This window comes from Clostridium nigeriense (assembly GCF_050585245.1).
In the GTDB taxonomy this organism is placed as follows: Bacteria; Bacillota; Clostridia; order Clostridiales; family Clostridiaceae; genus Clostridium; species Clostridium nigeriense_A.
The window spans coordinates 1-11,240 of sequence record NZ_JBNOOF010000020.1; the positions used below are offsets into that span (position 1 = coordinate 1).

Sequence of the window (11,240 nt, forward strand, 5' to 3'; positions counted from 1 at the left end):
AACTTATAAAACTAAAGATAAAGCTTATTTTAGAAAGAAGATAGACAAGCTTATAAAGGGGTGAGAAAAGTGATTGAATATGATAGTCAAGGCAGAATGAAATATAATGTAGAGCTTCATGATAGACAAGGCTTACCTTGGGAAGAAAATGAAATAGAATATCTTATTAAATGGTATGACATTATTGGAATGGAGGAAATGAGTTTAGCACTTGGCAGGACAGAAAATACAGTTGCTAGCAAAGTTCAAAGATTGCGTAAAGAAGGCAAAATGCCAAAGGCCAATGTTAAGAAATATACTGTAAAAATTTTAAAAGAAGAAATTGATGGAAAGGTAATTCTAGCTTATTAGAAAGGATTATGTTATGGGATTAATTTTAGACATTATAAATAACGTTGTTCCGAGAGTACAAGACAGAGTTGATAAAGGCGAAGGCCTTAAAGATGTGCTAAGGGAAGAATTAGAAAAAGAAATAGCTCAATCCCTTACCGACCAAGATAAAGGGAAAGAGCCTAACAAAACAATCAATGATATTCTAACAGATAAAGTCGGTATAGACAATGGAGATATTTACGATATAGAAACAGGAGAAACTGTAAGAGAGTTATAGGAGGGGAATATGAACGCTTTTAAAGTATTATTAAAAATCTTAATAAGTATTATAAATATACTTAATGAAGAAGGATTCAATCTTTATGATTCAGATAACCAAGATTACTATATTTCAAATATTAGATATGAAGGCATGGATGATAGGTTGTATTTTGATACAAAGGAGGATAAGTAAATGGATAAACTTGAGTGGCTTAAAGAAAGACAATGTGGAATTGGTGGAAGTGATGTAGGAGCTATTCTAGGAGTTAATAAGTATAAAACACCATTTGAAGTATATCTAGAGAAAACAGAGCCAATAACAGATGTTGGAGAGCAAGGTGAGAGTGCTTATTGGGGAGATCAGCTTGAGGAAGTAGTTGCAAAAGAATTTGAGAAGAGAACTGGTAAGAAAGTTAGAAGAGATAGAAAGCATTATAAACATAAGGATTATCCATTTATGGTAGCCAACATTGATAGAAGAGTTGTAGGAGAAAATGCAATTCTTGAATGTAAGACTGCTAATCAATATTTAACTAATGAGTGGCAAGAAGATGAAGTACCAGCAAGTTATTTACTTCAAGTACAACATTACTTATTTGTTACAGGAGCAGAGGTAGGATATATTGCAGTATTAATTGGTGGACAAAAGTTTATATGGAAAGAAATCCAAAGAGATGAAGAATTAATTCAAATGATTATTGAAGCTGAGAAAACTTTTTGGAAAATGGTAGAGGATAAAACTCCACCAGCTTTAGATGGATCTAGTGCTGCAGAAAAGTATATTAAAGAAAAATATAAAGATGTTGAAGAAGGTAAATCAATAGAACTAGGCTTTGAATATAAAGATAAGATTAAAACTTATTTAGAAATGAAGGAGCAATTAAAAAGCTTTGAAACAGAAGTAAAAGAACTAGAGAATCAAATTAAGTTTGAAATAGGAAAATCAGAGTATGCATATGCTCCTGGATATAGTTTGAGTTGGAAGAAGGTTTCATCTAATAGAGTTGACACTAAAAAACTTAAAGCAGAATATCCAGAAGTTTATGAAAAAGTAGTGAAGGAAAGTGTAAGTAGAAAATTTAATATCAAGGAGGATAAATAATTATGGCAACAGCAAGTAGTCTAAAAAATCAATTAGCAAAGAAGGAAGGAGTAGGACAAGCTCCAGCAATAGCAAATAGTGTTAAAGGTCTTATGGATAGTCCAGCAGTTAAGAAAAGATTTGAAGAGGTTTTATGTGAAAGAGCACCACAGTATATGAGTTCAATAGTTAATCTAGTTAATTCAGATACTAATTTAAAGAAATGTGAGCCTATGAGTGTAATAGCATCATGTATGGTAGCAGCAACAATGGACCTACCAGTAGATAAAAACTTAGGATATGCATGGGTAGTACCATATGGAACTAAAGCACAATTCCAAATGGGATATAAGGGATATATTCAATTAGCTTTAAGAACAGGACAATATAAAGCAATTAATGTAGTTGAAATTAGAGAAGGTGAATTGATAAGTTGGAATCCATTAAGTGAAGAAGTAGAAATTGATTTTACTCAAAGGAAGTCAGATAAAGTTATAGGATATGCAGGGTATTTTAAATTATTAAATGGATTTGAAAAGACAGTTTACTGGAGTAGGGAAGATGTAGAATCTCATGCTAAGAAATTCTCAAAAACATATAGCTTTAAAAATGGAGTATGGCAAACAGATTTTGATAGTATGGCTAAAAAGACGGTTCTAAGAAATTTATTATCTAAGTGGGGTATTTTATCTATTGAAATGCAAAAAGCATATAGTGCTGATAATAACTCAGTAAAGGATAGTATCATGAAAGAAGATAATGTTGAAATAGATTTTGAAACAGGTGAAGTAATAGAAGATGTTGAATACACAGATCCAGTACAAGAAAATTTTGAAGATACACCTTTTGAAGAAGCATAATAAGTAGGTGATTTAATGGCAAGACCACAAAAAAATGGATTAGATTATTTCCCTTTAGATGTAGATATTGACCAAGATGATAAAATCGCTCTCATAGAAGCACAACATGGAGTAATAGGTTTTGCTATAGTTATAAAACTATTAATGAAGATTTATAAGAACAGCTACTTCTATGAGTGGACTGAAAAGGAACAATTACTATTCTCCAAAAGAATTAATGTTGACATTAACTCGATTAATGTAGTCATTAATGATTGTATTAAATGGGGGTTGTTCGATAGCAACCTCCTAAAAACTAAGGAAATACTTACTTCTAAGGGGGTTCAAGCCAGATATTTAGAAGCTGTAGGGCGTAGAACTAAGGTGGAAATGAAGAAGGAATACCTACTTTTAGATGAAAATATAGTTAATGTATACAAAAACTTAATTATTGTTGACATTAACTCCAATAATGAAGATGTTTCTGACAACATTAATCCCCAAAGTAAAGAAAAGGAAAGTAAAGAAAAGAAAAGTAAAGTAAACAACAATAAAGAAGATAGTTGTAGTAGTGATTTTAATATTTATAGATATATGCAACAAAGAGGCTTTGTAACTATAAGTCCTCTAATCGCAGAACAAGTACAAGCTGATATAGATATGTACTCATTAGAAGAAGTTAAACAGGCTATAGATATAGCTGATAATAATGGAAAGCATACTTACAGTTATGTTAAAGGGATATTAGAGAAAAGGAGGGCTAATGGAACAGATGGAAGCACTAGACAGGATACTAAACCAAGTGAAGATAAATGGAGCCAATATGAGTTCGAGTAATTATAAGTGTTCTAAGTGCAAAGATACTACTTGGATAGCAGGAGAAGAAGGAGCATATACCAGGTGCTCCTGCTATACAGAAGAATACTTAAGTAGGCTATGGGAAAACTTCGGTGTAAGAATACAGGACATAAAATTACTTAAAGATTATAAACCTTACAATGAGCTAACTCAAAAGGCTAGAGAAAAGGCAGCAGATTATATCATGAACTTTGATGAAATCCAAGGCGATAGAGAAAATGGATTTGCATTATTAGGACAACCAGGAGCAGGAAAAACTCATATAGTTTTAGCTATAGGAAAAGCACTATTAGAAAAGCAAATACAAGTAGTTTATATGCCTTATTTAGAAGTTATAAAAGAACTTAAAGCATTAGCTATGTATCAGGAAGATTACGAGAAGCTATTAAATAGATATACCAGGGCGAAAGTATTAATTATAGATGATCTATTTAAAGATAAGGTTAAGAAAGGAAGAATTATGGCAGAGTTATCCGAAACAGATATGAAGCATATATACCCGATTCTTAATTATAGATACCTTAACTATTTACCAACGATAATAAGTTCTGAATGTACTCCTAATATGCTTTTAGATTTAGATGAAGCTTTAGGAGGACGGATATTAGAAACAACAGGTCCAAGATTTAGCCTTACATTTAAAGGTGAGTGTAATTATAGATTAAGAAAATTTATGAAGGAATAAGGAGGATATGTAATGAGTAAAAATTTAAGATTTTGTTATAGAGTAGATAAAAAGGTTGGTTTAGCAGAAGATGAATTTGGGAATCCAGGAGAAGCATTTATTTGCTTAAAGGCTAAAGATGTAAAGAAGTACATTGTAGAAAAAAATGTTTATAAGGATATGCAAAATGCTTTTAGAAAGATAGCAGCTAATCAATTAAAATGTGATGAAGGATTATTAACTCCGATAACAATAAATGAATATTTAGATAAAACAGATACGGATATTTAATGGAGGATATTATGAAAATAAAATTATATTTAGCAAGTGATTTTAAAGATATATTTCAAAAATGGGAAGACACTCCTATATTTAAAATAGTAGATGTTGAAGAAAATATTGATTTGTGGAATAGATCAATTGTTTTAGGTGGTAAAAACTATTGTATTTGCAGTAAACAAGGTAACAATTATAGCATAAGAGAATTAGAATATTTAAAAGTTGATGAAGATATAAAAGATTTAGAAACATATGGTGAAGATGATATTAAATGTCCTGTATGTGGGTGTGAAATATCAGATAGTTGGGAGTATTCAGAAGATGATGGGGAAGAAATTTGTAATGATTGTGGAGCGACATTAGAGTGGACGAGAGAAATAGAAGTAAGTTACTCAGCATCAGTTAAAGAGATAGTAAAACCAATTAAATTATAGATAGGAGAGAATAGGAGTAATCCAGCAATAGTTATATGCTCCTATTATCAAATGAAAATCAAATAAGAATTAAGAAGGTGAAGAAATGAAGATAGGAGATAAAGTAAAAGTAATATATAAAAATGAATATTTTAAAGGATTACCTACTAAAAGAGAAGGAAGTATAGCAGTAATAACAAAGCATTTTTTAGTGATACAGTTTGAGAAATATAAAGAGAGTTTTAAGAAAACAGATATACTTGCTAAAGGTTGGGTAGATATGGAATTAAAGCAAGGTAAAGAGTGGATAAAGGTAGATAAGGAGATACTGAAATGACTAATAGCAAGCAAAAAGGAGCTAGAGGAGAAAGAGAGCTATCTTCTAAGCTGAAAGAATATGGATATAAAACTAGACGAGGACAACAATATTGTGGTGCAAATGGTGATGCAGATGTAGTTGGATTACCTGGTATACACATTGAATGTAAGAGAGTAGAAAGACTTAATATATATGATGCTATAAGCCAAGCTAAGGCAGATAAGAAAGAGAATGAACTAGGAGCAGTATTTCATAGAAAAGATAGAAGTGAGTGGCTTGTAACAATGACATTAGATGAATGGATGAAATTATATAAGGGGGAAATAGATTAATGAAAATTAAATTAGGAGATTATTTTATAGAAACAGATGAAAGACAATTTAAAGTTAAGAAGTATATAGGTAAGGATAAAGATGGAGAAAAAGATTTATATAAAACATATGCTTATTGCACAACACTTACTGGAGCACTCAAATTTATACCTCAGCAAGTCATTAGGGATAACGAGGATATAAATATCATTAAAGAGAAACTAAACGAAATTGAGCAAGAAATAAAGGCTATGAGATAAGGAGGGGCTTATTTGATAGAAAAGAAATGGACTATAGATGAAATTGATAAACTTAAAAGAATGTATCCTTATTTAAGTAATGAGGATTTATCAAAGATTTTAAATAGATCAATAAACTCAATACAACATAAAGCAAGTAGATTAAAACTAAGTAAAGATAGAGAAGTTAATAAACTTATTAGAAGTAAATCTAAAGAAGGTGAAAAGTGTCCAACTTGGAAGGGTGGGAGAAAAATAAACAGGAAAGGACATGTACTAATCCTAAAGAAAGGACACCCATTAGCAGATAAAAGTGGCTATGTGTTGGAACATAGATATATTATGTGTGAACATTTAGGAAGGATATTAAGGAAAGATGAAATAGTACATCACAAGAATGGTATAAAAACTGATAATAGGATAGAAAATTTAGAGATAATGACAAATGCAGAGCATACCATTTTACACCATAAAGGCAGTAAAAGAAGTAAGGAAACAAGATTAAAAATAAGTGAAGCAAGAAAAAGGAGAATGAAGAATGAATAAATGGATTGGAATAGGTCGCTTAACTGCCGACCCGACATTAAATTTTGCAGCAGGAACAGGTACGGCAGTATGTAGATTCTCTTTGGCAGTAACAAGACCTTTTAAGAAAGATGAAACAGATTTTATAAACTGCATAGCTTTTGGAAAAACTGGTGAAACAATAGCACAGTATCTTACTAAGGGGAGACAAGTAGCTATAGCAGGAAGAATACAAACTGGCTCATATGATGCTAAAGATGGAACTAAGAGATATACAACAGATGTAGTTGTAGAAAGCTTTGAGTTTATAGGGAATAGTAACGGAAGCAGCAATAACCAAGGTGGACCATCTAACAATGAATTTAACCAAGGTGGTTTTTATGATGATATGACACCAGAGTATACAGAGGATTGTCCTTTCTAGGAGGTTTTTATGAAAAAGATAGATGAAATATATAAATACTTAAATAGGAATTCAAGTAGAGAAAAGAATCAATTATTAAAAAATATTGCAAAAAAATTTGAATTAAGTAATGAAGATGCAGAAAAATATTATAACAGTTGGAAGAAGGAATATATGAAACCTAGCAATATAAGCACTAGGAAAGAAGATGCTAAAAAGATAGCTAAAGAAGTAGCAAGGCAAATAGAGAAGGAATTAGAAAAAGAGGACCATATTGCTGATGTCGGACAAGTGGTAGAAGAAAGTAAAGAAGAAGTTAAAGGAGAAAAGGCTATGAGTAAATTAAAGATAAAGAAAGTTGAATTAGAAGGTGAATTTGGAAGCTATATAAGAGAAGGAAATAAGGTTATAGCAGGAGAGATAACATTTAATAGCTTAGAAGAGTTAGAGGAATATCAAAGAAAAGAAATAGAACTATTCAATAGAAGAATGGAAGAGATAAGGGAGGTTTATAAGGTAGGATAATGAGAGTGTTGGTTATATGGTTAATAGCAGCATTAATTTATTTAGTGTTTGTATATGGAGCTACTAAGAGAGATAAAGAATAAATTGAAATTATTGCGAAGGGAAGGAGATTAAGAATGAATCAAAATTTTAAAATAAAAGAAGCTAAAGAACTACTAGAGAAAGAAGGGTATATAGTTTTCAAGCCAAGTAAAATACAGTTAGAACATTCAAAAGAGTGTGAAGAGTGTGGGTTTGAAGGGGATTGTTTTGACTGTGCTTGTAGCATTTGTTTAATGCAACAGTAATTCGTCATTCAAAAATAGGAGGAAGAAAAATGCTAGTAGTAACTTATAAAGAAATAAATAAAGATGGAGTAATACATTTACCTTTTGAGAAAAAGAAAATGAAGAATGCTAAGCAACAAGCAGATAGGTTTCATAAAAAAGGTTACTTAAATGTAAAAGTAGTAGAGATAGAAGAAAAGATAATTTATGAGCCAGAGGTGAGATAGATGGAATTTATAACAATGGAACAATTTCAAGAACAACCAGCAGAAATACAGAAGGTATTTTTAGATTGGTGGGAATGTGATTATGGAGATTTATATTATTACAATGAAGATCCACTAGAATACAAAGATGTAGAGATAATAGATAATAACTTAGAATGTGATTTAAATGGAGATTTTAAGTATTTTAAAAGTATTGGACCAATCCCACTATTTACAGAAGGGCAATTAAGAAAGTTTATAGAGGATAAAGCTAAGTGTAAAGTAATGATTGAATATACTTCATGCGAAAATATAGTTATAAAGATATGTACGCAAGATGAAGTTACTGGAGCATTAAGATATAATCGAAAATTAACGTTCCCTAATAATAAATTTGATTTAATAAATTCATATTGGAAAGTAGCTTGTATGATAGCAAAGGAGGAAGTAGATGGATAAAGAACTATTTAGAAAGACAGAAGGAAAGTTATATAGATATTATGAAAGTAAGAAGTCTTTACATGGTTTAAGTGAAAAGATAGCAAGATTAGAAAATCATAAAGAAACGATAGAATATGATATAAGACATACTAATATTAGAATAGATCCTTATCAAAGTGGACCAGGGATAAATGAAAGAGTTCAGACATCACCTAGTGGTACAAGCTATGCAGAGCAAGAAATAATAAATGAAATAGAAAGATTAGAAAGAGAAAGAGTTAAGATAGTTAAGCAAATATTAAAGACTAAAGCAAAGAAAAGAGAATTAGAAAACTATATAAGCAATATGGATTTTAATATAAATATGCTTAATGAAGAAAGTAAGAGATTCCTGGAACTAAAGTATAGCGATAAAGCTAAAGTTATAGCAATAGCACAAAAAATGAATATGGCAGTAGCAACAGTTTATAGAATTAGAGAAGAGATAGTAGAAAACATAGCTAACTTTATGAATATCATAAAATAGTGAGAAGGTTTTGAGAAAAACATGAGAAATTTTTAAAAGTATTGAGGTTTATAATTATATTGTGGAAACGTGGACAGGGTTTTCATTGTGATTGACTCCTATAAATATAGCACCTAGTATAAAAGCTAGGTGTAACGTGGGATTAATGATTTAAGTAGGTTCAACTCCTGCAGATCCCTAAAGTTATTCATAAATTCTTATACTCCTATAACATAGAAAAGCACTTAGCATAATAAATGGTAGGTGCTTTTGAAGGATTTAGCAATTAAATGTAGAATTGTTAAATAAAAGGAGGTGAGTAGATGGCTGAAAAGTTAAATGATTTAAAGCAAATGATTGATGATGATATAGTTATAGAAAAAGCTAAGAAAGAAGTTATAGAGCATTATGAAAATTTGTATAATTCAGCTTTAGAGGAATTAGATAGAATAAGAATAGAAAAAGTAAAGTTATATTTTCTTTTTAGAGTTAATGAAATTACTGAAGAAGAATATAATACTAAAACAAGTGAGATTTATACCAAAATAAGAGAATTAGAAGATAAAATGAAAAATTATAGAAATAAAAGACATCAGGTGAATTACATAAATTATTAAAAATAAAAGGAGCTCTATTTATTAGTGATATAAAAATAGGGTTCTTTTTTTATTTTATATATAAAAGGAGGTGGCATTAATGGCCAAGCTAACAGATAAACAAATGATATTTGCTAATGAATACCTAGTAGACCTTAATGCTACTAGAGCTTATAAAAAGGCTTATCCTAATGTTAAGAAAGATAGTGCAGCAAGAGCAAATGCGAGTAAGTTACTAACAAAAGCTAACATTAAAAATTATATAGATGAACAGCTTAAAAAAATAGAAGATGAAAGCATAGCTAATGCAACAGAAGTTATGAAATACCTTACAGCAGTAATGAGAAATGAACTTAAAGAAGAAGTTGTTGTTGTAGAAGGAGAAGGAGAAGGATGTTCATCTGCAAGAATAGTTAAGAAAGATATATCAGCAAAAGATAGAAATAAAGCAGCAGAGTTATTAGGTAAGAGATATAGGTTATTTGTAGATAAAGTTGAAAGTGATAGCAATGTAAATGTAAATTCAACTAAGAAGTTAGATTCTATATTAGAACAATTAGGAGAAGATGAAGAGTAATTTCGGATAATTCTAATTTAGCGAAATTGATTTAAACAACGTAGTTAAGCCGTTTATAAATAATAAAATTATAAGATTTGGTTTACTTTAACTAAACTTTAGAATGAAAAGATACTATTTCGTAACTATATATGCGAAATTTTAATTTTAAGGGGGTGATTCCTATTGTCAGATGAATATAAGTTATCTAAGAAGTACCTAGATTTTTTAAAACATAATGCACCAGTAGAAGCACTTGAAGGGACAACAGCAGCAGGGAAAACTACAGTAGGAATTACTAAGTTTATGCTAAAGGTTGCTAAGTCTAAAAAGAAAATGCATGTTATAGCAGCTAAGACTACTGGTGTTGCAGAAAAGAATATAATTCAAAAAGAATATGGAATTATAGATGTATTTGGAGATTTAGTTAGGTATAACGGTAATGGTGATAAAGATAATAAAATACCACATATAAGATATACAACAAGTAATGGAGAGAAGATAATCTATGTATTAGGCTATGACAACGTAGATAAGTGGAAAATGGCTTTAGGTTCTCAATTTGGTTGTGTTCTTATAGATGAGGTTAATACAGCTAATGTTGAGTTCGTAAGAGAAATATCAACAAGAAATGATTATATGATGATGACATTAAATCCAGATGATCCTAACTTACCTATCTATGATGAATTTATAAATTGTTGTAGACCATTAGAGAAATATAAGAAAGATGTACCAGCAGAGATATTAGAGCAACTCAATTCAGAAGAGAAGCCTAATTGGACCTACTGGTTTTTTAGTTTCTATGATAATGCAAGTCTTAGTGAAGCTGATATAGAGAAAAAGAAGTTAAGTGCTCCTAAAGGTACTAAGTTATATAAGAATAAGATATTAGGGCTAAGAGGAAGAGCAACAGGTTTAATATTCTCTAATTTTGAAAGAAAGAATAATGTAAAGTCTAAACAAAATATTAAGAAACTATTAGAAGATAGGAAATTAAAATTTATTCAATTTACAGCAGGATTAGATACAGCATATTCACAAGAAAGTCCAGATACATTTGCATTTACTTTCCTAGGTATTACAGATAAAAAGGAAGTAGTAGTATTAGATGAAGAAGTATATAACAATAAAGATTTAACAATACCATTGGCACCTAGCGATATAGCTCCTAGGTTTTTTAATTTCTTAGAAAGAAATAGAAAGGAATGGGGACTTGCAAGGGATGTATTTGTAGATTCAGCAGACCAGGCAACTATAACGGAGTTAAAGAAATTTAAAAGGATAAATCCATGTGTATATAATTTTATAAATGCCTATAAAAAGGTAACTATCGTAGATAGAATACATTTTATGCTAGGGTGGATTAATACAAATGGAAAGATATTTTATTATGTGTTAGACCATTGTATTAACCATATAAGAGAGTTAGAAACATATTCATGGAAAGAAGATAAGTATGAACCAGAAGATGCTAATGACCACACTATTAATAGTGTTCAATATGCATGGATACCATTTAGAGCAAAGATAGGAAATTATGAAGGAGAATAGATATGGGATTAATAGGAGGATTTAAAAGTATGTTAACAAAAGCAGCAATTAAATATTTAAATGTTC

Annotated in this window: 22 protein-coding genes; all 22 read left to right on the forward strand. The window is 30.2% G+C overall.

The window, feature by feature from the left end; all coding sequences use genetic code 11:
* Positions 1-69 precede the first annotated feature (69 nt).
* Positions 70-351, forward strand: coding sequence for a hypothetical protein (locus tag ACQPUY_RS17155; protein ID WP_430843183.1), 282 nt, complete (start codon positions 70-72; stop codon positions 349-351).
* 13 nt (positions 352-364) lie between these two features.
* Positions 365-610: a hypothetical protein gene (locus ACQPUY_RS17160; RefSeq protein WP_430843185.1), complete on the forward strand. Its 246-nt coding sequence runs from the start codon at positions 365-367 to the stop codon at positions 608-610.
* A 9-nt stretch (positions 611-619) separates the two neighbouring features.
* Positions 620-787, forward strand: coding sequence for a hypothetical protein (locus tag ACQPUY_RS17165; RefSeq protein ID WP_430843187.1), 168 nt, complete (start codon positions 620-622; stop codon positions 785-787).
* Positions 788-1,696, forward strand: a complete 909-nt coding sequence (locus ACQPUY_RS17170) for a YqaJ viral recombinase family protein (protein WP_430843189.1) — start codon at positions 788-790, stop codon at positions 1,694-1,696.
* A gap of 2 nt (positions 1,697-1,698) precedes the next feature.
* Positions 1,699-2,535, forward strand: coding sequence for a recombinase RecT (locus tag ACQPUY_RS17175; protein WP_430843191.1), 837 nt, complete (start codon positions 1,699-1,701; stop codon positions 2,533-2,535).
* A 15-nt stretch (positions 2,536-2,550) separates the two neighbouring features.
* Complete coding sequence (locus ACQPUY_RS17180; RefSeq protein ID WP_430843193.1) at positions 2,551-3,351, forward strand: Lin1244/Lin1753 domain-containing protein; 801 nt, start codon at positions 2,551-2,553, stop codon at positions 3,349-3,351.
* Positions 3,278-4,057 (forward strand): ATP-binding protein, encoded by a 780-nt coding sequence (locus ACQPUY_RS17185; protein ID WP_430843195.1) that lies wholly within the window; start codon positions 3,278-3,280, stop codon positions 4,055-4,057. The genes ACQPUY_RS17180 and ACQPUY_RS17185 overlap by 74 nt, the downstream gene beginning before the upstream one ends.
* 12 nt (positions 4,058-4,069) lie before the next feature.
* The gene (locus ACQPUY_RS17190; RefSeq protein WP_430843197.1) at positions 4,070-4,327 is read left to right on the forward strand and encodes a hypothetical protein; all 258 of its coding nucleotides are present in this window, start codon (positions 4,070-4,072) and stop codon (positions 4,325-4,327) included.
* An 11-nt stretch (positions 4,328-4,338) separates the two neighbouring features.
* Positions 4,339-4,749 (forward strand): hypothetical protein, encoded by a 411-nt coding sequence (locus tag ACQPUY_RS17195; RefSeq protein WP_430843199.1) that lies wholly within the window; start codon positions 4,339-4,341, stop codon positions 4,747-4,749.
* A gap of 85 nt (positions 4,750-4,834) precedes the next feature.
* Positions 4,835-5,065, forward strand: coding sequence for a hypothetical protein (locus ACQPUY_RS17200; RefSeq protein WP_430843201.1), 231 nt, complete (start codon positions 4,835-4,837; stop codon positions 5,063-5,065).
* On the forward strand, positions 5,062-5,379 hold the full coding sequence (locus tag ACQPUY_RS17205) for a hypothetical protein (RefSeq protein ID WP_430843203.1): 318 nt from the start codon (positions 5,062-5,064) through the stop codon (positions 5,377-5,379). The genes ACQPUY_RS17200 and ACQPUY_RS17205 overlap by 4 nt, the downstream gene beginning before the upstream one ends.
* Positions 5,379-5,618, forward strand: coding sequence for a hypothetical protein (locus ACQPUY_RS17210; RefSeq protein WP_430843205.1), 240 nt, complete (start codon positions 5,379-5,381; stop codon positions 5,616-5,618). Before ACQPUY_RS17205 ends, ACQPUY_RS17210 begins: the two co-directional genes overlap by 1 nt.
* A 12-nt stretch (positions 5,619-5,630) precedes the next feature.
* A complete protein-coding gene (locus ACQPUY_RS17215) occupies positions 5,631-6,143 on the forward strand; it encodes an HNH endonuclease signature motif containing protein (RefSeq protein ID WP_430843207.1) in 513 nt (170 codons plus the stop codon).
* Positions 6,136-6,546, forward strand: coding sequence for a single-stranded DNA-binding protein (locus ACQPUY_RS17220; protein WP_430843209.1), 411 nt, complete (start codon positions 6,136-6,138; stop codon positions 6,544-6,546). The genes ACQPUY_RS17215 and ACQPUY_RS17220 overlap by 8 nt, the downstream gene beginning before the upstream one ends.
* A 9-nt stretch (positions 6,547-6,555) precedes the next feature.
* The gene (locus ACQPUY_RS17225; RefSeq protein WP_430843211.1) at positions 6,556-7,050 is read left to right on the forward strand and encodes a hypothetical protein; all 495 of its coding nucleotides are present in this window, start codon (positions 6,556-6,558) and stop codon (positions 7,048-7,050) included.
* 116 nt (positions 7,051-7,166) lie between these two features.
* Positions 7,167-7,337, forward strand: coding sequence for a hypothetical protein (locus tag ACQPUY_RS17230; RefSeq protein ID WP_430843213.1), 171 nt, complete (start codon positions 7,167-7,169; stop codon positions 7,335-7,337).
* A 29-nt stretch (positions 7,338-7,366) separates the two neighbouring features.
* Positions 7,367-7,543: a hypothetical protein gene (locus ACQPUY_RS17235; RefSeq protein ID WP_430843215.1), complete on the forward strand. Its 177-nt coding sequence runs from the start codon at positions 7,367-7,369 to the stop codon at positions 7,541-7,543.
* A complete protein-coding gene (locus tag ACQPUY_RS17240; protein ID WP_430843217.1) occupies positions 7,544-7,981 on the forward strand; it encodes a hypothetical protein in 438 nt (145 codons plus the stop codon). It abuts the gene before it with no gap.
* Positions 7,974-8,489, forward strand: a complete 516-nt coding sequence (locus tag ACQPUY_RS17245) for a transcriptional regulator (RefSeq protein WP_430843219.1) — start codon at positions 7,974-7,976, stop codon at positions 8,487-8,489. The genes ACQPUY_RS17240 and ACQPUY_RS17245 overlap by 8 nt, the downstream gene beginning before the upstream one ends.
* Before the next feature lie 302 nt (positions 8,490-8,791).
* Positions 8,792-9,085, forward strand: coding sequence for a hypothetical protein (locus ACQPUY_RS17250; protein WP_430843221.1), 294 nt, complete (start codon positions 8,792-8,794; stop codon positions 9,083-9,085).
* 79 nt (positions 9,086-9,164) lie between these two features.
* Positions 9,165-9,641: a terminase small subunit gene (locus ACQPUY_RS17255; RefSeq protein ID WP_430843223.1), complete on the forward strand. Its 477-nt coding sequence runs from the start codon at positions 9,165-9,167 to the stop codon at positions 9,639-9,641.
* Positions 9,642-9,806: 165 nt separating this feature from the next.
* Entirely contained in the window at positions 9,807-11,174 is a 1,368-nt protein-coding gene (locus ACQPUY_RS17260; RefSeq protein WP_430843225.1) for a terminase large subunit domain-containing protein, read from the forward strand.
* Positions 11,175-11,240 lie beyond the last annotated feature (66 nt).